Raw genomic sequence first — 22,917 nt, forward strand, 5'->3', positions numbered from 1 at the left:
GGCGGTAGACGCCCCGCCACCCGATTCACACCCCAAATTTTCATTGACAGGAGGAGGAAACAATGAGTGCAGTCATCGGCGCCAAACGTCTGGAAGAATTGCTTCGCCGTGTTGCCGGCTTGAACGTGGACAAGAACGACATCAAGCGCCTGACCGACCTGGTGGGGCGCAAGTTGAATGATTTGCTCGTGGTGGGTGTGCGCAATGCGTCCTACAACGGGCGCGATATTGTGATGGAGCCTGATTTGCCCATCACCAAGGGGTTGCAGGAAAGCCTGCGCCAATTCCGCGAACTGGAAGAAGAAATCGAATTGCAGCCGATTCTCGACCACCTGGCGACCTATCCCCCGCTTGAGCGCGAGTTGAGCGAAGACGTTGTCAACATGTTGCCCGACCTGGTGGGGACGTTGATTTTGGTGGCGGCGCGTTTGATGAAGACGATTGATCCGGATATTGTCAACCCCGACACGGAAATGTGGGAACGTGTTGAGCAAGCAATGGATTTGACGCTCTAATACGCTCTGACGCCCACCAACGCGGCACGCACTGTGTGCCGCGTTTTTTGTTTGCCCTGCATGGGGGAGTTGCTCTTGCGCCCAATCACGCCATAATACGCGCCGCTTGAAACATGTTCCACAAGGGGGAAAGCGCCAATGACCACGTTCAGACGACCATTTGCCGCATTCGTTGGTGTTGGGCTTGTGTGGATACTTCTGTTTGTGTCGGCGTGCGCATCTGCGCGTTCCGGTCCATCCACGACACCATCCGCAACGCCCACCACACCGCCGCATGCCGCCGAACCGGCGGGGATGACGGTGGCGCCGTGGCTGACCTTGCAAGAGTGGCGCGCTACCGTTGATGGAACGCCAGCCGATGTGCCTGTGCTGTTGCGCCCAGCCGCCACGCTTGACATTGACCTCGTGTGGCGCGTGGAAACACCCCCACAGGGGGCGTATCAGGTGCAGGCGCAGTTGCGCCATGTGTTGGGGCGGGAGGTGTTTCAGGCGGAAATCCCGCTGGCGGTTGAGGAAGTCCACGATGGCGTGGTTCAGCAACGCATCACCTTTGCCTTACCTGAAAAACTCCCCGAAGGGGCGTACACGCTTGTGCTGATGGTCTTCCGCGCGACCTCGCCCAGCGCCGCCGTGTTGCCCGTGGGGACAGCCCTCACCATCCCGCGCTTCAAAGTCCCGCTCGACCAGGCGGAAGACATACCGCCCGCCGGCGAACCATTGGCGCGCTTCGGCGACGCTGTGACGCTGGTGGGATTGGACGCTCCCGAAGAAGCGCGCGTCTTTGATTCGGTGGTGGTGCGAGCGCGCTGGCAAGTGGAACAGCCTCTCGCCGCCGATTGGACGGGCGTGCTCTCGCTCGTGGGACCCTGCCAGGACGCCGCATGTGCAGCGCCTACCGTCACCGAGATTGAAGAGCGCCCCTTGCGCGGCTTATACCCGACGACAGTCTGGACGCCCGGTGAAAGTGTGGTGACCACCATGCAGGTTGCCGTGCCGCCGATTGCCGTTGCAGGTGAGTACCAACTGCGTTTCTTCTGGCGCGAAACCGAATCGAACAAACGCATCACAGCGGAAGCCCTGACAGCAACGGTTGAGATTGAAGACGGTGTGCTGCGCTTGCCGTTGCGTGTCCTGGGTGAAGAATCCGAGGAATCACAATGAGCCAACCGGATCTGCTGATTGCGACCACAAACGCCGGCAAATTGCGCGAATATCGCGCAGCCTTCGAGGCGTTGCCGGTGCGTCTGCTCAGCCTGCATGATGTGGGCCTGGCAACCATGGATGTGGAAGAGACAGGCACAACGTTTGAAGAAAACGCGCGCCTGAAAGCCGTCGCCTACGGTGAAGCGAGTGGGTTGCCCGTGATTGCCGAAGACGCCGGCTTGGAAGTGGACGCCCTCGACGGCTTCCCCGGTGTTTACAGCGCCCGTTGGGCGGGCGCGGTCTCGGCGGCGGAGCGCAACGAAGCGTTGCTGGCGCGCCTGGCGCATGTACCGTGGCCGCAGCGCACGGCGCGCTTTGTAGCGGTGGCGGTGTTGCGGCTCCCAGACGGCGATTGTTGGAGCGCGCGCGGTGAAGTGGAAGGGCGCATTCTCTTCGCGCCGCGTGGGGAAGGGGGCTTTGGCTACGACCCCATTTTCTACGTCCCCGAAAAGGGGCGCTCGATGGCCGAGTTATCGCGTGAGGAAAAGAATGCACTCAGCCATCGGGGACGTGCGGCGCGCGCCTTGCGTGATGTCATCCTGCAATTGGTGGAGGCGGGGCGTTTGTAAGTCGCACACCGTGGGGAAAACAAAAGGTGCGCCGGCATCAAATGCGCGGCGCACCTTTTTTGTGTCTGGCGGATTACGCCTCCTGGCGTGTGAGTGCATCCACCACCGCGACAGCCGCCATGTTGGCAATGTTGCGCACGTCGTCGCCGGTTTGAATCACGTGGACGGGTGCGCCCGTGCCGAGCAAAATGGGACCAATGGCTTCGGCGTGCCCCAGGCGGATGAGCAGTTTGTAGGCGGTGTTGGCGGCTTCCAGCGAGGGGAAGACGAGCACATTGGCGTCTTTCACGCGGCTGAACGGGTAGCGTTCTTCCACCAGTTCCGGCACAACCGCCGTATCGGCTTGCATTTCGCCGTCTATCGCCAAATCGGGGCGGCGTTGGCGTACCAGTTCGACGGCGCGCGCCACTTTTTGCGCCAGTGGGTGTTGGGTTGACCCGAAGTTGGAGAACGACAGCATGGCAACGCGCGGTTCCAGCCCAATGTGCGTGGCAAAGTCGGCGGCCAGAATGGCGATATCCGCCAAATCTTCGGCGCTCGGCTCGATATTGACGGTGGCGTCGGTGAAGAGATAGACCTTCTCATCTACGATGATGATGTACACCCCGGCGACAAGCCGACTTTCGGGGCGGGTGTGGTGAATTTGCAGCGCCGGGCGAATTACTTCGGGGTATTCATACGTCAGCCCGGAGATACAGGCGTCGGCGTCTCCCATTTTGACCATCATCGGCGCGAGGATGTTGCGTTCGTGCATCATCTTGCGCGCTTTTTCATACGTGACGCCTTTGCGCTGGCGTAGTTCGTAGAAGACGCGCGCGTATTCGTCACGTTTGGGGAACGTATCGGGGTCAACAACCGTGTAGTCGAAAGAAAGCCCCAGACGTTCCACCGTGGCGTGAATACGCGCTTCATTGCCGATGAGAATGGGGTGCGCGATACGCTCATCCGCTACTTGCGCCGCCGCACGGATGATTTTGGGATGATCGCCTTCGGCAAACGCCAGCCGCACCTTCCCCTGGCTGCGGCGCGCCTGGTGCAGAATGAATTGGCGCACTTCTTGCGCCTTGCCCTGGCGCAACATGAGCAGTTCGCGGTACTCGTCAATATCCAGCGGGCGGCGTGCCACCCCGCTTTCGATGGCGGCTTTGGCAACTGCCGGCGCAACCCACAACAGCACGCGCGGGTCGAACGGCTTGGGGATGATGTACTCCGGCCCGAATTGGAGGTTTTCCAGGTTGTAGGCGCGGAGAACGGCATCGGGCACATCCTCTTTGGCAAGCGCCGCCAGCGCATACGCAGCCGCCAGTTTCATCTCATCGTTGATAGCGCGCGCCCGTACATCCAGTGCGCCGCGGAAGATGAAGGGGAAGCCCAACACATTGTTGATTTGGTTGGGGTAGTCGGAGCGCCCGGTCGCGATAATGGCGTCGGGGCGTACCTCGCGCGCTACTTCATACTTGATTTCGGGGTCTGGGTTGGCCATGGCGAAGATGAGCGGGCGCTCTGCCATCGTTTTGACCATCTCCGGCGTCAGAATGTCGGCGACCGAGAGCCCGTAGAACACATCCGCGCCACGCACGGCGTCGGCGAGTGTGCGCGCGTCGGTTTCAACGGCGAACCGCTCTTTGTAGGGGTTCATGCCTTCGGTGCGTCCTTTGTAAATCACGCCGCGGCTGTCTACCAGCAGAATGTTTTCCGGGCGTACCCCCATTTTGATGGCAAGGTCGGCTGAGGCGATGGCGGCCGCCCCCGCCCCCGAAATGACCATCTTAATCTCCTCGATACGCTTGCCGACCAGTTCCAGCCCGTTGAGAAGCCCCGCCGCGGCAATGATGGCGGTGCCGTGCTGGTCGTCGTGGAAGACGGGAATGTCCAGCATGGCTTTGAGTTGTTCTTCGATGTAGAAACATTCGGGCGCTTTGATGTCTTCAAGGTTGATGCCGCCAAATGTTGGTGCAATGGCGGCAACGACGCGGATGAAGGCGTCGGGGTCGGTTTCGTTGACTTCAATGTCGAACACATCAATATCGGCAAAGCGCTTGAAGAGCACGGCTTTGCCTTCCATAACGGGCTTTGCGGCAAGCGCCCCCCGGTTGCCCAGCCCCAGAATCGCTGTCCCGTTGGAGACCACGGCGACCAGGTTGCCTTTGGCGGTGTACTCGTACACATCGTCCGGATTGGCGGCAATTTCCAGCACGGGGTAGGCGACACCGGGGGAATAGGCGAGCGACAAATCGCGCTGCGTTGTGAGGGGCTTGGTGGGGCGAATGGCGAGTTTGCCGGGACGCCCACCGAGCCGGTGGTATTCCAATGCTTCTTCACGGGTGATGGAGCGTTTTTGATGCACCATTGCAATTCCTCCTGAATTTGAGCAAACACGTATCACCACGGACATTCAAAATGGTACGATACATAAAGCGGCGTGAGGTTGCTAGTCGCGAATGTCATGTGATCAATGGTCATTTGCCATAGACGGCTTGGCGGTGGTCTGCCCGCTTGGGCTGCAACGCCCCCTGATGCGCTTTTGCAAAAACACAAAACTGCCATAATCATGGTGAATGCAGGAACCAACAGGAGCGACCACCAGGGGAGGGAGAACCTTGTACGGCGAAATCAAAATCTACACCGGGACGGCGCATCCGGAGTTGGCGCATGAAATTTGTGATTACTTGAAGATTCCGCTGAGCGGCGCGGATGTGTTCCAGTTTCCCAACGAGAACATCTTCGTCAAACTGCACCAGAGCGTGCGTGGGCAAGATGTGTTTTTGATTCAACCGATGACGCGCCCAGTGAACAAAAACATCATGGAATTGCTCATCATGATTGACACGCTCAAGCGTGACTCCGCTGGGCGCATTACGGCGGTTATTCCCTACTTCGCCTATGCGCGTTCGGACAAGAAAGACCAGCCGCGCGTGCCCATCACGGCCCGCTTGCTTGCCGATTTGATTGAAACTGCGGGCGCTGACCGCTACCTGACGATTGACCTGCACGCGGGGCAAATTCAAGGCTTCTTCAAAATTCCGGGCGACGAATTGACGGCGTTCCACTTGCAGCGCGACTATCTTTTGCGCAAAGGGTTGGACAACATGGTCGTGGTCGCGCCGGACGTGGGCGCAACCAAGAAAGCCCGCAACCTTGCCGAAGCGCTCAACGCTCCGCTTGCCATTGTCGAAAAGCGCCGCGTGGGCAACGACCCCACAGCGCGGGCGCTCTCGCTCATTGGCGATGTGGAAGGCAAGAACGCCATCATCTTTGATGACGAGATTGATACCGCCGGGACGATGACGAACGCCATCCACTTCTTGAAGCAGGCGGGCGCAAAAGAGGTGTACGCGGTTGCCACGCACGGCATTCTTTCACCACCCGCCCTTGAACGCTTGCGCGAAGCCCCACTGACCGAACTCATCCTGACCAACACGGTCCCCATCCCGCCTGAAAAGCGCCTGCCCAACATGACCATTTTGAGCGTGGCACCATTGTTGGGTGAAGTGATTCGCCGCATTCACTTTGGTATTTCGGTGGGGGCACTGTTCAACGAATAAACACACGCGCAAAAACAAGTAGCGCTTGCCGGGGTGGCCGAACAGAGGCCACCCTTTCCGCTTTTGTAAAGAAATCTTAGCAGAACCTTTACAAACGATTTTCGCACGTCTGCTACGCTCATCCTTGGGTGTCAAACGCCTCACGCCCAAACCAAAAACCATGGCAAGAAGGAGTGAGAAAGCATGAAGCGACTTTCCTGGCTGGTTGTATCCCTGCTCGTGTTCGTGTTGGCTGCCTGTGGCGGCAGCAATGAAAGCACGACCACCACAGAAGGTAGTGCGGAATTGAGCGGCAACATTTTGATTGACGGTTCCAGTACCGTTTTCCCCATCAGTGAAGCCGTTGCCGAAGAATTTGGTCTGGAAAACCCGAATGTGCGTGTCTCCGTTGGTGTGAGCGGCACAGGCGGCGGGTTCAAGAAGTTCTGCGCTGGCGAAACCGACATTTCGGATGCCTCGCGTCCCATCAAGCAGAGCGAAATTGAACAGTGCCAGGCGAACGGGATTGAATTCATCGAGTTGCCGGTGGCGTTTGACGGTTTGACCGTGGTGGTCAATCCCGAAAACGATTGGGCGACCTGCATGACCGTGGACGAGTTGAAGATGATTTGGGAGCCGAGCGCCCAGGGCGTGATTACCAAGTGGAGCCAGGTGCGCCCCGACTGGCCGGATGAAACGCTGAGCCTCTACGGTCCCGGCACCGACTCGGGGACGTTCGACTACTTCACCGACGCGATTGTGGGTGAAGAAGGCGCCAGCCGCGGCGATTACACCGCCAGCGAGGACGACAACGTTTTGGTGCAGGGTGTCGCCAACGACAAGTACGCCCTCGGCTACTTCGGCTTTGCGTACTACGTCGAAAACCAGGGGAAGGTGAAAGCCGTGGCGATTGACGGCGGCAACGGCTGTGTCGAGCCAACGGTGGAAACCATCAACAACGGGACGTACCAGCCGCTGTCGCGCCCCATCTTCATCTACGTGAGCACCAAGGCGCTGGAACGCCCCGAGGTCGAAGCGTTCGTCAACTTCTACCTGGACAACGCCGCCACGTTGGCCGAAGAAGTGGGCTACGTTGGGTTGCCCGAAAAGGCGTATGAACTGGCGAAAGCGCGCGTCGCCCAGCGCATTACGGGTTCGGTCTTCAGTGGTGGTTCGCAAGTGGGCGTTTCGATTGAAGATTTGCTGGCGATTGAAGAGCAATGAGCGTTTCGCCAGAACAACGTGCGTTATGATAGAATGCCGACGGTATGAGTGGGATGCTCATACCGTCGGTTCTTGTTCAGTGAGGGGAGCGCGTACATGAAAGGAGTTGACCGGCTATGAGCACATCTCTGCCCATTTCCGAGGCGTTGCGGCGCAAACGACGCCGCGACGTGGGGGAAACAGTCATTCGCTATTTGCTCTTGTTGTGCGGCTTGGTTTCGATTGCGACGACGATTGCGATTGTTGTGATTCTGTTTTGGGAATCGGTGCAATTCTTCCGCGACCCGCTGGTCTCGGTGTGGGAGTTTCTGACCGACACGCAATGGACGCCCCTTTTTACTGACAAACATTTTGGCGTCTGGCCGCTGGTGGTGGGGACGTTCATGACATCGGCGATTGCCCTGATTGTGGCGTTGCCGCTGGGCTTGTTGAGCGCCATTTACCTGAGCGAGTATGCCTCGGCGCGCACGCGCAGCATTCTCAAGCCCATTCTCGAAATTCTGGCGGGCATTCCCACCGTGGTGTACGGCTACTTTGCCTTGCTCTTCGTCACACCTGCCTTGCAGAAAATCATCCCCGATTTGGCGGGCTTCAATGCCATCAGCCCCGGTATCGTCATGGGCATTATGATTTTGCCCATGGTCTCTTCGCTCAGCGAAGACGCCCTGCACGCCGTCCCCAAAGCCCTGCGTGATGCGGGCTACGGCTTGGGCGCCACCAAGTTTGAAGTGGCGACGCAAATCGTCGTGCCGGCGGCGCTTTCGGGGATTGCGGCTTCCTTCATCCTGGCGGTCTCTCGTGCGGTGGGCGAAACGATGATTGTTGCCATCGCTGCTGGGCAACGCCCCGTGCTCACCTTCGACCCGCGCCAGCCCATCCAAACGATGACCGCCTACATCGTGCAAGTCAGCCTGGGCGATACACCTGCGGGCTCGCTGGCGTACAAAACCATCTTTGCGGTGGCGTTCCTGCTCTTCTTGATGACGCTCTCGCTCAACGTGGCCAGCCACTTCATTGTGCGGCGCTACCGCCAGCGCTACGAGTAAAGGGGGTGTGAGATGACACTTCACGATATCGAATTTGAAGCCCAACTTGCTCGCCGTCGCCTGAAAGGGCGCATTTTCGAGATAGTGGCGCTTTTGGCGATTACCATTGCCTTGACGGCGTTGGCGTTGCTCTTTTGGGATGTGTTGCGCGACGGGTTGGGGCGGCTCAACTGGCAATTCCTCACCAGTTATCCCTCGCGGCGTGCGGCACGCGCCGGCTTTTTGCCCGCCATCGTCGGCTCTGTGTACATGGTCGGCTTGATGGTGCTCTTCGCCTTTCCCATTGGCGTGGGCGCGGCGGTCTATCTGGAAGAGTACGCACCCAAAAACTGGCTTACCGACCTCATCCAAATCAACATTGCCAACCTGGCGGGCGTGCCGTCCATCATCTACGGGTTGCTGGGGTTGGAATTTTTCGCCCGTGTGCTGGGCGCATGGACGGGCGGGCGCTCCTTGCTCACCGGGGCGCTCACCATGGCGTTGCTGGTGATGCCCATCGTGATTATCTCCGCGCGTGAAGCCATCCGCGCTGTGCCCAACAGCGTGCGGCTGGCGGCGATTGGGCTGGGTGCAACGCGCTGGCAAGTCGTGCGCGACCACGTGTTGCCCTACGCCATGCCCGGCATTCTCACCGGCACCATCCTGGCGATTTCTCGCGCGATCGGCGAAACTGCGCCGCTCATTACCATCGGCGCGCTCACCTATGTCGCTTTCTTGCCCGATAGCCTGCACAGCCAGTTCACCGTGATGCCTATCCAGATTTTCAACTGGATTTCACGCCCGCAGGCGGATTTCCACGCGAACGCCGCCGCCGGCATTATTGTGTTGCTGACGATTTTGCTCAGCATGAACGCCCTGGCGGTCTTCTTGCGCTATCGCTTCGAGCAGCGTTTGAAAGGATGAGCCATGATTGAAACAGAAACACGCGAGCCGATGACTGTTGACGCGATTCAGACGCAGACGAGGGGGGAGACAATGAAGCCCAAATACGTGGACAAACCAGCCAACGAAGAGATTGTGCTTCAAGCCGAAGAGGTGGGATTGCACTACGGGCAAAAAGAAGCCTTGCGCGATGTCTGGCTCTATGTGCCCAAAAACAAAATTACTGCGCTCATCGGACCGTCGGGGTGCGGCAAAAGTACGCTCTTGCGTTGCTTCAACCGCATGAACGACCTGATTCCCAATGTGCGTATCACAGGGCGTCTCACCTACCACGGGGAAGACCTGTACGCCCCCGATATTGACCCGGTGGAAGTGCGCCGCCGTATCGGCATGGTCTTCCAGAAGCCTAACCCGTTCCCCAAATCCATCTACGAAAACATTGCCTGGGGGGCGCGTATCAACGGCTACAAGGGCAACATGGATGAGTTGGTTGAACGCTCTTTGCGCCAGGCGGCGTTGTGGGACGAAGTCAAAGACCGTTTGCATAGCAGTGCGCTGGCGTTGAGTGGTGGTCAGCAGCAGCGGTTGTGTATCGCCCGCACCATCGCCATCGAACCCGAAGTCATTCTCATGGACGAACCCGCTTCGGCGCTCGACCCGATTGCCACGCTCAAAATTGAAGACCTGATGCAGGAATTGAAACAGAACTACACCATCCTCATCGTCACGCACAACATGCAGCAAGCCGCGCGTGTGAGTGATTACACGGCGATGATGATGCTGACCGACGACCGCAAAGCAGGCACGGTGATTGAATTTGGACCGACCGAGCAAATTTTCACCCGCCCGCGTGACCAGCGCACGGAAGATTACATCACAGGGCGGTTTGGCTAAACAGACAACCAACCAGCAAGGAGCAACAGATGTCCAAGCGGCGCGTCTTGGTACTGTGTACCGGCAACTCTTGCCGCTCGCAAATGGCTGAAGCCATCATCAACCACGAGTTGGGCGAGACCTGGGAAGCCTTTTCAGCAGGAACAAACCCATCCGGCTATGTCCATCCGCTCGCCCTGCGGGCGCTGGAAGAGATTGGGGTGCCAACTGCGGGCTTGCGTTCCAAATCCACCGAGGAATTTCGCGGGCAAACCTTCGATGTGGTGATCACTGTTTGCGATGACGCCGCGGAAAATTGCCCCGTTTGGCTGGGGGGCGGGCACGTTGTGCATATCGGCTTCCCCGACCCCGCCAAAGCCGAAGGTGATGAAGAGGCGCAAATGCGCGTCTTTCGCGAGGTGCGCGACGGTATCCGTGAGCGGATTGTGGGGTATCTCGCCAATTTGGCGCACGCATAGCAACCGTTGGTCAAGAAGCAGGTGCACGCGAACACATGAAAACCAAAAGCACGACACCCACACTGTTGCTTGCCGAAGATGACGACACCCTGCGCGAAGGGTTGGCGTTCAACCTTGCCCGTCAGGGCTTCACCGTCTTGCAGGTTGCCGACGGCGAAGCCGCCCTCGACGCCATCCGCGACGCCGAACCGGACCTTGTCATCCTGGACGTGATGTTGCCCAAACTCGACGGGCTGAGCGTCTGCCGCATTGTGCGCGCCCACTCCGATATTCCGATAATTCTGCTCACGGCGCGTACCAGCGAAGTGGACCGCATCATTGGGCTGGAAAGCGGCGCGGATGATTACGTGGTCAAGCCATTCAGTGTGGGCGAATTGGTGGCGCGTATTCGCGCCGTCTTGCGTCGTGCGCAGCGGAGCGGTGAGCATGAAGATGTGCTCGAAGTAGGACCCTTCCGCCTGGATTTGCAGCGCTGGCGTGCCTTCATGCACGACCGCGAATTGGTGCTCAGCCCTCGCGAATTCCAACTCTTGCACGTTTTGTTGCGCCATCCCGGCATTGTGCTTTCGCGCGACTGGTTGCTTGAACGTGTGTGGGGCGAGGACTACGTCGGGGAAACCCGCACCGTGGACGTGCATATCTCCTGGTTGCGCAAGAAAATCGAAGCCGACCCTTCCAACCCGCGCTACATTCAAACCGTGCGCGGCTTGGGATATCGCTTTGAAGTGCCCGACGACGAAGCCGTATGACCTGGTCATTGCTGGACACATTCTTGCTAGCGCTGTGCGTCTTGCTGGCGTTGGGGTGGGCGCGTGCGGTACGGCGAAGCGCCGCCATGCCGCCGCCGTCGCCGCGTAGTGCTCAGGCGACGCCCTCACCCTCCTGGTGGCGCACAGCGCTCGACGCCGCCCCCATTGCGATTGTGGTGGCGCAGGTTGAAAGCGCGGTGATGCGTGTGGTGTATGCCAACCAAAGCGCCGCGGCGCTCTTTGGCGCGCCAACGTTGCCTGCAAACATCATGGTCTATTTTCGCCACCACACCTACATGGACCTGGCGGAGCAGGTACGGCGTCAAAACGCCCCGTTGCGCGAACGGTTGGCTGTTGAAGGTGACCGCACGTTTCAAATTGAAGTGATTCCGTGGCACAACGAGGGACAGCACGGCGTAATTTTCTTTGTGGAAGACGTTACCGAGCAGGTGCGCGCCCAACGTGCGCGGCGTGAACTCGCGGGCAATTTGGGGCATGAACTGCGCACGCCGCTGGCGGGCATGAAGGTCTGGTTGGAAACGCTTGCCGGCGCACTCGATGAGCCTGAAACCGCGGCTCACATCGTCGAACGCCTGCAACGCGAAGCCGACGCCATGACGCGTCTGGTGGATGATTTGCTCTCGCTCGCGCTCATCGAAAGTGGGCGGTTGCCGCTCCGCTTGACCGACGTCCCACTGCGCGACCTCATCGCCGCCCATGTCCAGCGCATGGAGCCGCTGGCGCGCGAAAAGCAGATTACCATCACCTACGACGCGCCCGCCGAGTGCCGCGTGATGGTTGACCGCGACCGTTTCGCGCAAGTGTTGACGAACGTGCTGGACAACGCCATCACGTTTACACCCGCGGGGGGACGCATTACCATTCAAGGTATGTGTGATGACGAGCATGTGTTCCTGCGCGTGCAAGACACGGGACCCGGCATTCCCCCGCATTTGTTGCCGCGCATTTTTGAGCGTTTTTTCAAAATTGATCGTGCGCGCACGCGCGGACGGGGGGGAAGTGGTATCGGCTTGGCGCTTGCCCGCCATATCGTCGAAGCGCACGGCGGGCGGATTGAAGCCGCCAATGCTCCCGAAGGCGGCGCGCTCTTTACCATCACCCTGCCGCGTGCGCAATGACGTTCAGTTGCCAGCAAAGAGCGTTTGGGCGAAGATATCAACAGCGGAGCAAGTGAAAGGAGCGACCTATGGACATCCGTCAAGAATTCCAACATAAACTCGAATCACTGGTGGGCGACGTGCTGCGCCTGGGGAGCATGGTGGACGTGGCTCTTCAAAAAGCGGTGAGAGCCCTGGTTGAAGATGACATCTCGCTGGCGCAGCAGGTGGTTGCCGAAGATGAGCAGATGAACCGCTTGCGCTACTACATCGAAGAACACAGCGTTGCCCTGATTGCCACTCAACAGCCACTGGCGCGCGATTTGCGCACGATTATCGCCGTCATGTACCTGGCGACCAACCTGGAACGCATGGGCGACCACGCCGCAGGCGTGGCGCGGCTTGTTTTGCGCATGCACGATGTGCCCTACCCGCGCGAACTGTTGCCCACGTTCGAGCAGATGTCGCACATTGGGCGCGAAATGTTGCGCGACGCCCTCAATGCGTTCATCAACAACGATGAAGTGACCGCCCGCCAAATTGGCATGCGCGACGATGAGTTGGACGACCTCTACAACGACCTTGTTCAGCGCCTCATCCGCGAGATTGCGCAACAACCCGAATACGCTCAGGGGTTGACCTATCTGCTCTGGGTGGCGCACAACCTCGAACGCATTGGCGACCGTGTGACGAACATTTGCGAACGCACCATTTACATGGTGTCGGGCGAGCTGGTGGAATTTGTGGACGATATGGGAGCGAGCTCGTTTCTCGAATAAGCCGGGCACGCTTCGCAAGCCAAAAAAAACGCGCCACACGTGTGGCGCGTTTTTTGTTCAGGCGCAAACGCCGTTCAAATGTGCATGGGCATGATAACATGGGTGAAGTTCGTATCCTCGTTGGCGGGGCGGAAGACGCCCGGATGCGAGGATGATTGCGTTTGGATGACCGTTTGGGCGCTGTGCATGACGCTCAACACGTCCACCAGATAGCGCCCGTTGAAGGCAACTTCCATGGCGTCGCCTTCAACCGCGGCGGGCAATACTTCTTCATTTCCGCCAGCTTCGGTGGCTTGCGCCGAAACCACCATGCGCCCCTCCAGCCCGTTCCCCGGCTCGAAGCGCAGGCGCACGATGTTGGCGGCGTCGCGGGCGAAGATGAGCGCACGGCGCACGGCTTGCAGGAGTTGACCGGTGTCCACAACCGTGCGCGTCTTGTGAGTTTGGGGGATGATTTTGCGATAGTCCGGGAATGCGCCTTCGATCAGTTGCGACACCAGGTCCATGTCGTCGGCGTGGAACAGGATCTGGTTGCGGTTGGGCGACAAAATCACGTCCACCGTGCTGTCGGATGGCAGAATGCGCGCCAGTTCATTGAGCGCACGCGCGGGCACAATCACCGAGACGGGCGCTTCCACCGCCGCCCCGACTGCCGCACTGCGAACGGACATGCGGTAGCCGTCGGCGGCTGCCATGGTGAGTGTATCATCCTCGAATTTGACGAGGACGCCCGTCAGAACGGGGCGCATTTCATCGGTGGCGGCGGCAAACACCACCTGGCTAATCATCTCTTTCAGCAAATCGGCGGGCAACGTCACCACTTCGCCTTCCGCCGTTTCAGACGTGGGAATGATGGGAAACTCCTCGGCGGGAATGCCGCGAATGGTGGCGGAGATGCTGGCGCAGTGGTAGCCCAGTTCGTTCGCGTTCTTCATCTCCAATTCAATGGTTTCGGCGGGCGATTGTTTCACCAGGTCTTCGATGAGGCGCGCGGGGACGGTCGTTGCGCCTTCTTCAATCACCTGCGCAGGCACCCAGGCGGTAATCCCAATTTCGAGGTTTGTCGCCACCAGTTTCAGGCGGTGGTCATCTGTTCCAATAAAAATGTTGCTCAACACGGGCAACGTTGTGCGCGTGGCAACGGCACGCCCCACAATCGAAAGCCCTCGCGCGAGTTGTTCCTGAGAGCATGTGACGCGCATACAGCCTCCTTGCTTCTCTGATTCTTCAATCGAACAGGCTTGTCAACGATGTTGGCATTATAGATGATTTACGAACGTGAAGCCACTTCTTCGACCAAATCGGCGCGCAACACATACACCCCGTTGGTTTTGGGATAGAACCGCCCGCACGCTCGACACGCCAAGCCGGTTTCTTCTTCGTGCATGTCCAAACTGTGGCAGGCGGGGCAGCGCCATTGTGCCGTCTCTGGGGCGCTGGTTTGCTGGCGAATGAGCCGCGCCCGCACAAAGATGCTCGGCGTCAGGCGCAGGGGCGCAAGCGGGCGTTGCAGGCGCGCGTCCAGAGCGACGAGCAAGCCGGTGGGCAGCAGCCGTTTGAGCAGCGGCATGCGGAAGAAACTCGCCGACAATTCGCCGTGATGGGTGAAGCCGGCGATGCGGAGTTCCCAATCCACCATGGCGGGGTGGTAGTCCAGGTTGAGCGGCACGAATTCGTATGGGTCGAGTGAGAAGGGGTTTTCCCCAGGACGTGCGCGGCGCAACAGCCAACGCAAGATGGCTTTCAGGTTGCGCTTGTTGGCGTATTCAGTGACGTACACGCCGTTGGGCGCCAGAATGCGCGCAATTTCTTCAAACGCTGCGCCCAAATCCACCACATGGTGCAGGACGCGCACGGTCACCACGGTGTCGAAAAAGCCCGTGGGAAACGGGAGATTGTAGATGTCGCCTTGCACGTAGCGAATGCGGGGGTCGTGCCCCAGACGTTCCGCGGCTTGTTCCAGTTGCGAGCGTGCATAGTCGAGCAGGTACACTTCATCGTAGCCTTCGTAGAGCGAGGCGAGCCGTCCCGCACCTGCGCCAATCTCAATCAGCCGCCGACCACGCGGCGGAAGCAGTCGGCGCAAGGCGATACGTTCCACACGGTCTTCATACGTGCGGTCGGGTGTCCAAAATTCATCTTGATAGCGTGAACCTTCGTAATCACAACGTGGACGTGTATCGTTCATGAGAGGTCGTCTTCTCCTGTCACCAGTTTGTATATCTGTTCCAAATCGTCGTCGCTGTAAAAGTGAATCACCACTTTGCCGCCTTTTTTGCCGCGTTTGAGTTCAACTTTGGTGCCCAATCGGGCTTGAATGCGCTCTTGCAGGCGGCGGTCAAGCGGCGAGAGGTCTTGTTTTTGGGGGCGTTCGGTGGGTTCTTCCAACATGCGCTTGACGAGTTCTTCGGTTTGGCGCACGTTCAACCCACGTCCCACAATGATTTCCACGGCGTCGAGCATGCGGCTGAGCCGTTCCAGCGGCAGAAGCGCGCGCGCATGCCCTTCGCTGAGTGTGCCCTGCGAGACAAGTTCCTGGATGGGCATGGGTAGTTTGAGCAGGCGGAGCATGTTGCTCACGGCGCTGCGGCTTTTGCCCACGCGTTCGGCAATTTCGGCGTGGGTCAGCCCAAAGGTTTCCGCCAGTTGCTGATACGCCAAGGCTTCTTCGATGGGGTTGAGGTCGGCGCGCTGGATGTTTTCGATGAGCGCCCATTCGAGCATTTGTTGCTCGCTGGCTTCTTTGATGACGACGGGGACGGTTTCCAGCCCTGCGGCTTTGGCGGCGCGCCAGCGGCGTTCACCCGCAATCAGTTGGAAGCGTTCGCCCACCGCGCCTTCTTCAATTTGGGTGACGACGAGCGGCTGGATAAGCCCATGTTCGCGGATAGAAGCCGCCAATTCTTCCAGCGCGGCAGGGTCTATGTGGCTGCGCGGCTGGTAGGGGTTGGGCAGAATGCTGTTGATGGGCACTTCGCGCACGTTGCCCGCATTGGGGGGCGGTGTGGCGCTCTGTTCGCTGGTGGGGATAAGCGCTTCCAGCCCTTTGCCGAGCCCTCTTTTCTTCTTGCCTTGGCGCTTTTGCGCACTCATCGCTGCTCCTCCGCCTCTCGCTCTGCCGTGTTTCTTTGGTCAATCAGGTGTGTGCCGTTTGCAAGCGTGCCTGCAGTTCTTCCGCCAGTGCGGTGTAGGCGCGCGCGCCTGCTGAATCGGGGGCGTATTCAAAAATGGTTTCGCCGAAACTGGGCGCTTCTCCTAAACGCACATTGCGCGGGATGATGGTGCGAAACACGCGCCGCCCAAAGTGTTCAACCAGTTCTTTGGCGACGTCGCTTGCCAGCCGTGTGCGGGCGTCGAAAAGCGTGAGCAGGACGCCCAGAATGTCCAGGGTGGGGTTCAGGTTGTCGCGCACAAGGGTGATGGTGTGCAAGAGTTGCGAAAGCCCTTCCAGCGCCAGGTATTCGGCTTGCACGGGAATGACCACATAGCGGGCGGCGGTGAGGGCGTTCACAGTCAGCAGCCCCAGGCTGGGCGGCGGGTCTATCAGGATGTAATCGTAGCGGTTGTGCACGGTTTGCAGGGCGCGCCGCAGCAAGGTTTCACGGGCAATGACGTTGATGAGTTCCACTTCGGCGCCTGCCAGCGCCGGCAAAGCGGGCACAATCTCCAGGTTGGGGCGTCCTGTGGGGTGAATGGCTTGGCTGATGGGCAGGTCGCGCACCAGCACGTCGTAGAGGCTGGCGGTGAGCGTGGTTTTGTCAATGCCCAGGTGGCTGGTGCTGTTGCCCTGTGGGTCAATATCCACCACCAGCACGCGCATACCGCGGGCGGCGAGCGCCGCGCCCACGTTGACCACCGACGTGGTTTTGCCCACGCCGCCTTTTTGGTTGGCAAAAACAATGATGTGCGTCATCGCCATTCGACCACCTGTTCAATTGGCAAAGTTTGTTCGGCAAGCCAGGCGTGAATACGCTCACGGTTGGGCACCGCCTCGACGCCGACCCCTTCGACGGCGAATGAAGCCGCCACGTTGGCAAACCGTGCCGCGTCCAGGATGTCGCGGCATTCGGCATAGCGCAAGAAGAAGGCGGTGGCGAACACGTCGCCTGCGCCGGTGGGATCTACCACATGGGCGACGGGGCGAGCGTGTACGCGCCACGTTTCCCCTTCGGCAAACACCAGGCACCCCTCATCTGCGCATGTGACCACGGCGATGGGGACGGCGTTCACCAGCGCGTGCAGGGCGTTGCGGTTGCCTTGCACGTCTTCCAGGCTGAAAACAAGCGCGTCAATGTGCGCCAGCGCCTCGGCGGGGTTGGCAAGGGGGCGGAAGAAAACGCGCCCTTCGTCATCCCACGCGCGCAACCACCCCTGGGGTGTTGCGCCAACCAGTGCGTTGGGAAAGTGCACCGCCATGCGTGGGTCGCATTCCTGCGCGATGGGGCCCAAATGCACGATGGGCGCGTCGCGCCAGGCCGGCGGGATATCTTCAAAGGAAATGGGCGGCGCCCACGCTTTCAACCATTGGGTGCGTGCATTGCCGTTGTAGATGTTCTCGAACGTCGTCGAAACGTCTGCGGGCAGGCGGTGCACCTGCACACCGGGCAAGAGCGTTTCCAGCGGTACGTTTTCATCGGCGCGGGTGACCAACGCCGCGCGGTAGCCCATTCGGCGCGCGGCAAGGGCTGAATACGCCCCTGTGCCGCCGAGCCGCCATGAGCCGTCGGGTTGCATATCTTTGGTGATGTTGCCGATGACGAGATAGTCAATGTTCACGCGCGGCGAACTCCTTCCCCCAAAGTGTGCCGCCATTGTATCACAAGACGCGCCAGAGGGGGAACGCTCCCACTCACGCCAGCGGGGTTAGCGCACCACAGAGACCGCTACGTCCAGCGGGGGCGCGCCTTTCTGGGCAAACCAGTATTGGTGCTCGCGCACGAGGTCGAATTGCAAGATGTAGTCGCCGACTGTCTCCGGGGCGACCACCGGCACGCGCAGGCAGAGCGATTGCGTCGGGTAGAGCGTGTAGGGCAAGCGCACGCGCTCCGATTCCCACTGCACGACGTCGCCCTGGGGGGTGAGCCAGTGGTATGCGACAAAGACGGGATACCAGTCTTCGGAGCGCCACGATTGAGTGCCGTCATTGCGGAAGCAGACGCGCACCGGGTAGAACTCACCGGCTTGCATGCTGTGCGGCGTGGTATGGTCGAGCCAGGTGAGGCGGTAGAAGCCCTCATCGAAGGCGGCGCGTTGGGCGGCGATGGCGTTGGCGTCGTGCGGCCAGCCGCGCCGCAAGAGGACGACGCCGTTTTCCCACGCCACCACGCCAAATTCGGGGTTGGCGAGCAGGCGGTTGACCATGTCGAAATAGGCGAAGTAATCCAGCGGGGCGCGTTCCGCGCCGTTGTCCAGGTCGAGCAGGACTTCTTCGGCGTCATCCAGCCCGACGGGGAAGAGGTACAGGTAGCGCCGGTTGGCGACGTGCGGCACAAGGTCGCTTTGTCCGCTGAGGCGGCTTTCAGGCTGAACGTATGTGAGCACCGTGCGGATGGCGTCTTGGTGGGGGGTGTTCACCCAAAAGCGCGCCAGATGAAAATCCTTGCCCGGTGGGAAGGGGCTGAAAAAGTAGCCGACCAGCAACGCCGAGAGCAAGATGTAGAGCGCCGTCCCGTCGCGCCAGAAGGCGTCGCGGCGCAGGCTGGGCTGAATGCGAATGGCGATGGCAGCGGCGAAGAAGATGAAGGGCAAAATCGGCGCGAAGTAGTGCGCCTGCACCGTGCCTTGCCAGGCGGAGTCGGCGAGCAGGTTGACGAGCAGGAGCGGCACGATGGCAACCAGCCAGACGGGGGCGAGCAGTGCCACGCCGCCCACAGGCATGAAGAGGTCGAACAGCGTTTGCACCTTTTCGCGGTCCAGGAAGAGCCCCAAAAGGGTGCGGGGCTGTTGGGCAAGCGTGCGGGCGATTTCCAGCGGCGTCTCGCCGTATTGCCCAAAACGCTGATTGACCAGCGCCAGGGGGTCGGGACCGTAGCGGGCGGTTGCCCACGGTACGATGACGTAGAAATCCACCAGAAACCAGGCGACCGCCGCCAGCAATGTGAAAAGCCCCACGCGCCATTGCTCGTATGCCATGAACGCCAGCGCCAACCCCGCCAGCGCAAACGCGACGTCCACGCGGCAGGCGAGCGCCAGCACCAGCGCCAGCGCGTAGAGCCGCCAGCGGTCGGTGACGCTGGCATAGAGCATCCACGCCAGGAAGAAGGGCGCCAGCGCCGAGGGGTGAAAATCCGCCATGTTGACGTAGTGCAGGGGCAGGTAGGCGAGATAGGCCAGAGCGAGCAGGGCGGCGGTGCGCCCAGAATCGGTGACTTTCTCAAAAGCCAGGAAGAGCGGCCAGGCGCTCAAGCCCAGCAGGGCGGTTTGAATGAACAACAACAAGAGTGGGTCGGGCCAGAGGCGGTAGAGCGGCGCAATCAGCAAGAAAATAAATTCGGCTTTGCCGGACGTGAGACGGTTGGAGATGGGGGGCGCGGCGGTGGTGGCTTCTTCCGGCATGGGGGTGTATTCCAGCCAGCGCCCGTGCGCTGTGTTCCAGGCGGCTTGCGCCATTGTGCCCAGGTCGAGGGCGTGGCTGCGAAACGAGAGATGGCGTGCCGCCGAAAGTCCGCCGAAGACGGCGAGGTAGAGCAGAATGCCGACGATGACGACGAAGGCGGGGCGCACACGTTCACGCCACGAAGGGCGCACGTTGGTGTCGGTCAGCCAGTCGGGGGGGCGTTCGTTGCGTTCCAGCCAGGGCACGAGCACAACCGCCAGCGTGAACGCGAGCGGGAGAATCAGCACATACGTCCAGAATGAACTGCCAATCCCCATGCCCAACGGTGTCCAGAGATAGCGCACGCCAATGAGCGGCATGCAGAAGAGCGGCAAATACCCCCGCGCCAGACGGCGCGCCCAACGGACAAACGGCGGCCATGTTCCGCGCTGGAAGAAGGTGGTCGGCGTCCAGGGACTGATGTGCAAGCGCCGCCAGGTTGCCAGCAGCCAGAGCACCACCGCCACCCCAGCGCCAACCGCCAGAAAGCGCTCCAATTGCAGGCGGTGGTAGGTGAACAGCGTATCGGTGTTCCAGAGTTTAGGGAGTTGCGCGGGATAGGTGTAATCCCACAAGGCAAGCCCTGCTGCTGCGCCTGCGGCGGCAACCAGTAACAACGCATCAACAAAGAACCAGAGCCGCTTCCAGCGCCCCCATTGCTCTTTGGCGTCTTCTTTCCACCAGTCGGGTTCGTATGGTCGCCGCATCGTCTTCCCCCTTGGCATGATGGCGTGATTGTACACAGGGCGCGCAAGAGGGAAAACTGTTTGCAAACGTGTTTGGCAAGGCGCAAATGGGCGGTACAATCGTGATGTTCGTCTGTTCTTGCCACGCAACTTCCTTTTGCCGTACCCGACAAAACAAGCGTTGTTATCGCTGATACATCTAGGAGAATGCAATATGGCATCATTGATTTTGTATAGCATTCCTTTGATGATTTACGCGTTTGTTGCCAAGTGGAAGTTTAAGGACGAATGGCGTGATATTGCCCAACGACTTGGATTGACGGTTGGCCAAAGCACCTACTACTGGTGGGCGTTGGGGTTTTCTGTATTGGGCGTCGCCTTTTCGTGGATGTTATGGCCGACGATTCCTGAGGATGTAAAAAGCCAACAATTAATGGCAGTAAGCCGGTTTGCTGGGGAAACGTTCACTCTTAAAAATTTGTTTGCTATATTGACTTTTGGGATGATTGAAACGGGGTTAGGAGAGGAATTGTTTTTCCGTGGACTCATCGCTGGTTGGCTAGGGCGACGACAAGCACTCTGGCGAGCGAATGTGATACAAGCCGCTATTTTCACCTTACCCCACCTTTTGGTGTTGATCGTAGATATACGCCTATGGCCTGTTGCTGTTGTGTTGCCGTTTGTGGCTGGATTGATGACGGGATGGCTCAGATTGAAATCGGGGAGTATCATTCCAGGGTGGTTGGTTCATGGCGTGAGCAATGTGGCATCCGTCCTGTTTGTCATGATATGAGCGGCAGTGCTTTGCTTTGAAAGGAATGAGACGAATACGTAGACGGTTGAAAACCAATTTGGCGGGAAAGCGGAACAGAAAAGGATACGTGCCCACCTATGTTCGGCAAGAAAAAACCGGAAGAGTTGAGCGTTGAAGAACTGGAACGTCTGCTGTTGCTCAAACGGCGCGAAGCCCGTCAGCGCCGCTTGCGTGAAAAGCCTATGCCGTCGCATGCCCCCCCCAAGCCGGGCGTCCAGCGGTATGATGAACTCGCGTTTCTGGAACGCCGCCGCGGCTCGGTGATGACGCGCGGTCTGTACCGGGGGGCGCGCTGGTATGAGCGTTTGTTGGTGGTGGTAGAAGTGGTGGCGCTCATCGGTTTGCTGACGGCGATTTTCTTCTACGTGCAGGATTGGCGCGCCAACCGTGAATTGGTGCGCCCCCCCGACGAGATCACCGTGGGCGACCTATCGCTTGCACCCGGCAACAGCGGCGCAACCAGCGCCGTGGCGGAACAGGTGTTGCCGGGGCGTCCGCCGCCGCCGCCCAATGCGCAAATTGCCGCCATTCCCGTGTTGTACGCCGAATGGCTGGAAGAAAAGCCGTCTGCCGCCGGCGCGCCTGTGGTGGATGAAGCCGAAGCGCAAAAATTGCCCACGCGGATTGTCATCCCCTCAATCGGGGTGGATGCGCCGATTGTGGAGGGCGACGATTGGGAGGCGTTGAAGCGTGGCGTGGGGCATCATCTCGGCTCAGCCAACCCAGGCGAGCGGGGCAACATGGTGTTGTCGGCGCACAACGATATTTTTGGGGAAATCTTCCGCTATCTGGAAAAGGTGGAAGTGGGGGATGAAGTGCTGGTCTACGATGGCGCGGGGCGTGAATACCGCTACATTGTTGCGCAGAAACGCATTGTCGAACCCACGGCGGTGGAGGTGTTGGCGCCCAGCCAGGAACCGATTGCCACGTTGATTACGTGCCACCCCTATTTGATTGACACGCAACGGCTCGTTGTAATTGCCGAACTGGATACTTCTCGCTAAAATCGCGGGCACTTTGAGAGAAGCAGGAGGAACGAACCGATGGCACGCAAACAAGGACGCCGCCGCGCACGCACGCAATCCGTTTCGACGCAACCTTCGACGCGCATTGAGATGGATTACACGCATGTGAAGCACGACTTGACCCGTATTGCGATTTTGTCGGCACTGATTTTTGGCGGGCAAGTCGTTTTGTGGTTTTTCATGCGCTAAGCCGTTGTTTGGTGGGAGTGGGGGAACGCACGCCGCGCGCGTGCGTTTTTTTTGTGCGGCTAGCGTGGCGGCTGATGGCTTTCGTTGAGGATGTCTTGCTCGGCACGCTCAATCTCCTCTTCAATGCGCAGGGGTGGGTAGAAGAGATTGGGGATTGGGTTCTTCAAGTTGAAAATTTCCACTTTGCGGTTGATGGCGCGGGCTTGCTCGTAGAACGTTTCCACCGCCTGGTACCACGAATCCCACGCTTCTCGGTGCAGGGTTACAATTTCGCCGATGGCAGCGCGGTTGAGCTGTGCGAGCAGGCGTTCACGGCGGCGCGCAGCTGAACGCAGGGCGCGGCGGGCTTCGTCCACCTCGCGCTCGATTTCGCGGCGCATGGTGATAAATTCGGGGGGCATTTCCAGCGCGCCCAACACGCGGTTGGCTAAATCGTGCTCGCCGGCGTAGTAATCGCTGTGGGTGTCGCCTAGCAGTTGGCCTGTGCCGCGCAAGTCCTCAAAATCGCCTTGCTGAAAGGCGCGCCGAATGGCGTCTTCGATACGGCGCAACCAGGTCATGTGCCGTTCGTCCATTGCTCCCGCTCCTGCCACCGTTTGCGACACATGCCATTGTATCCATTCAGTGGAGGGTTGTCCACCAAAACA

General features: G+C 59.6%; 23 protein-coding genes. 15 read left to right on the forward strand and 8 right to left on the reverse strand.

Annotated features, from left to right (window positions below):
* Nucleotides 1-62 precede the first annotated feature (62 nt).
* The 3 genes from SE16_RS09965 to rdgB all read left to right on the forward strand — a co-directional run bounded on the left by SE16_RS09965 (nt 63) and on the right by rdgB (nt 2,287).
* Nucleotides 63-515: a DUF1931 family protein gene (locus SE16_RS09965; RefSeq protein ID WP_054493999.1), complete on the forward strand. Its 453-nt coding sequence runs from the start codon at nt 63-65 to the stop codon at nt 513-515.
* A gap of 138 nt (nt 516-653) precedes the next feature.
* A complete protein-coding gene (locus SE16_RS09970; protein ID WP_054494000.1) occupies nt 654-1,676 on the forward strand; it encodes a hypothetical protein in 1,023 nt (340 codons plus the stop codon).
* Nucleotides 1,673-2,287: an RdgB/HAM1 family non-canonical purine NTP pyrophosphatase gene (gene rdgB / locus SE16_RS09975; protein ID WP_054494001.1), complete on the forward strand. Its 615-nt coding sequence runs from the start codon at nt 1,673-1,675 to the stop codon at nt 2,285-2,287. The genes SE16_RS09970 and rdgB overlap by 4 nt, the downstream gene beginning before the upstream one ends.
* Before the next feature lie 73 nt (nt 2,288-2,360).
* Here rdgB and SE16_RS09980 read toward each other — a convergent pair whose 3' ends face one another.
* Nucleotides 2,361-4,637: an NADP-dependent malic enzyme gene (locus SE16_RS09980; RefSeq protein WP_054494002.1), complete on the reverse strand. Its 2,277-nt coding sequence runs from the start codon at nt 4,635-4,637 to the stop codon at nt 2,361-2,363.
* A 208-nt stretch (nt 4,638-4,845) separates the two neighbouring features.
* On the opposite strand from SE16_RS09980, the gene SE16_RS09985 reads away from it, so the two are divergent.
* From SE16_RS09985 to phoU, 9 genes are all read left to right on the forward strand, one after another.
* Entirely contained in the window at nt 4,846-5,832 is a 987-nt protein-coding gene (locus SE16_RS09985; protein WP_054494003.1) for a ribose-phosphate diphosphokinase, read from the forward strand.
* Between the two features lie 183 nt (nt 5,833-6,015).
* Nucleotides 6,016-7,035, forward strand: a complete 1,020-nt coding sequence (locus tag SE16_RS09990; RefSeq protein WP_054494004.1) for a PstS family phosphate ABC transporter substrate-binding protein — start codon at nt 6,016-6,018, stop codon at nt 7,033-7,035.
* 116 nt (nt 7,036-7,151) lie between these two features.
* Complete coding sequence (gene pstC / locus SE16_RS09995) at nt 7,152-8,081, forward strand: phosphate ABC transporter permease subunit PstC (protein ID WP_054494005.1); 930 nt, start codon at nt 7,152-7,154, stop codon at nt 8,079-8,081.
* A 12-nt stretch (nt 8,082-8,093) separates the two neighbouring features.
* Complete coding sequence (pstA, locus tag SE16_RS10000) at nt 8,094-8,984, forward strand: phosphate ABC transporter permease PstA (protein ID WP_054494006.1); 891 nt, start codon at nt 8,094-8,096, stop codon at nt 8,982-8,984.
* A gap of 72 nt (nt 8,985-9,056) precedes the next feature.
* Entirely contained in the window at nt 9,057-9,857 is an 801-nt protein-coding gene (gene pstB, locus SE16_RS10005) for a phosphate ABC transporter ATP-binding protein PstB (RefSeq protein ID WP_054494026.1), read from the forward strand.
* Between the two features lie 29 nt (nt 9,858-9,886).
* On the forward strand, nt 9,887-10,315 hold the full coding sequence (locus SE16_RS10010) for an arsenate reductase ArsC (protein ID WP_054494007.1): 429 nt from the start codon (nt 9,887-9,889) through the stop codon (nt 10,313-10,315).
* Between the two features lie 35 nt (nt 10,316-10,350).
* Entirely contained in the window at nt 10,351-11,064 is a 714-nt protein-coding gene (locus tag SE16_RS10015; RefSeq protein WP_054494008.1) for a winged helix-turn-helix domain-containing protein, read from the forward strand.
* Nucleotides 11,061-12,203, forward strand: coding sequence for a sensor histidine kinase (locus SE16_RS10020; protein WP_060687560.1), 1,143 nt, complete (start codon nt 11,061-11,063; stop codon nt 12,201-12,203). The genes SE16_RS10015 and SE16_RS10020 overlap by 4 nt, the downstream gene beginning before the upstream one ends.
* Before the next feature lie 68 nt (nt 12,204-12,271).
* Nucleotides 12,272-12,961 (forward strand): phosphate signaling complex protein PhoU, encoded by a 690-nt coding sequence (gene phoU / locus SE16_RS10025; protein WP_054494009.1) that lies wholly within the window; start codon nt 12,272-12,274, stop codon nt 12,959-12,961.
* A gap of 74 nt (nt 12,962-13,035) precedes the next feature.
* Here the strand turns inward: phoU and dnaN are convergent, their stop codons facing one another.
* From dnaN to SE16_RS10055, 6 genes are all read right to left on the reverse strand, one after another.
* Complete coding sequence (gene dnaN, locus SE16_RS10030; protein WP_054494010.1) at nt 13,036-14,163, reverse strand: DNA polymerase III subunit beta; 1,128 nt, start codon at nt 14,161-14,163, stop codon at nt 13,036-13,038.
* A gap of 68 nt (nt 14,164-14,231) precedes the next feature.
* Nucleotides 14,232-15,149 carry a class I SAM-dependent methyltransferase gene (locus SE16_RS10035; protein ID WP_054494011.1) on the reverse strand — a complete coding sequence of 306 codons (918 nt, stop codon included), beginning with the start codon at nt 15,147-15,149 and terminating at the stop codon, nt 14,232-14,234.
* Nucleotides 15,146-16,054, reverse strand: a complete 909-nt coding sequence (locus SE16_RS10040; RefSeq protein ID WP_054494012.1) for a ParB/RepB/Spo0J family partition protein — start codon at nt 16,052-16,054, stop codon at nt 15,146-15,148. The genes SE16_RS10035 and SE16_RS10040 overlap by 4 nt, the downstream gene beginning before the upstream one ends.
* 43 nt (nt 16,055-16,097) lie before the next feature.
* Nucleotides 16,098-16,874 carry a ParA family protein gene (locus SE16_RS10045; protein ID WP_152918210.1) on the reverse strand — a complete coding sequence of 259 codons (777 nt, stop codon included), beginning with the start codon at nt 16,872-16,874 and terminating at the stop codon, nt 16,098-16,100.
* Complete coding sequence (locus SE16_RS10050) at nt 16,871-17,737, reverse strand: PfkB family carbohydrate kinase (protein ID WP_054494014.1); 867 nt, start codon at nt 17,735-17,737, stop codon at nt 16,871-16,873. The genes SE16_RS10045 and SE16_RS10050 overlap by 4 nt, the downstream gene beginning before the upstream one ends.
* An 87-nt stretch (nt 17,738-17,824) precedes the next feature.
* Complete coding sequence (locus SE16_RS10055) at nt 17,825-20,263, reverse strand: DUF2079 domain-containing protein (protein WP_054494015.1); 2,439 nt, start codon at nt 20,261-20,263, stop codon at nt 17,825-17,827.
* 193 nt (nt 20,264-20,456) lie between these two features.
* Here SE16_RS10055 and SE16_RS10060 point away from each other — a divergent pair, with 193 nt between their 5' ends.
* From SE16_RS10060 to SE16_RS16010, 3 genes are all read left to right on the forward strand, one after another.
* Nucleotides 20,457-21,035, forward strand: coding sequence for a CPBP family intramembrane glutamic endopeptidase (locus SE16_RS10060; RefSeq protein ID WP_054494016.1), 579 nt, complete (start codon nt 20,457-20,459; stop codon nt 21,033-21,035).
* A 98-nt stretch (nt 21,036-21,133) separates the two neighbouring features.
* A complete protein-coding gene (locus SE16_RS10065) occupies nt 21,134-22,060 on the forward strand; it encodes a sortase (RefSeq protein ID WP_054494017.1) in 927 nt (308 codons plus the stop codon).
* Nucleotides 22,061-22,099: 39 nt separating this feature from the next.
* Nucleotides 22,100-22,270: a hypothetical protein gene (locus SE16_RS16010; protein ID WP_160317041.1), complete on the forward strand. Its 171-nt coding sequence runs from the start codon at nt 22,100-22,102 to the stop codon at nt 22,268-22,270.
* A gap of 59 nt (nt 22,271-22,329) precedes the next feature.
* Here SE16_RS16010 and SE16_RS10070 read toward each other — a convergent pair whose 3' ends face one another.
* Nucleotides 22,330-22,845, reverse strand: a complete 516-nt coding sequence (locus SE16_RS10070) for a DnaJ family domain-containing protein (protein WP_054494018.1) — start codon at nt 22,843-22,845, stop codon at nt 22,330-22,332.
* Nucleotides 22,846-22,917: the final 72 nt, after the last annotated feature.

This window comes from Ardenticatena maritima (assembly GCF_001306175.1).
Classification (GTDB): Bacteria; Chloroflexota; Anaerolineae; order Ardenticatenales; family Ardenticatenaceae; genus Ardenticatena; species Ardenticatena maritima.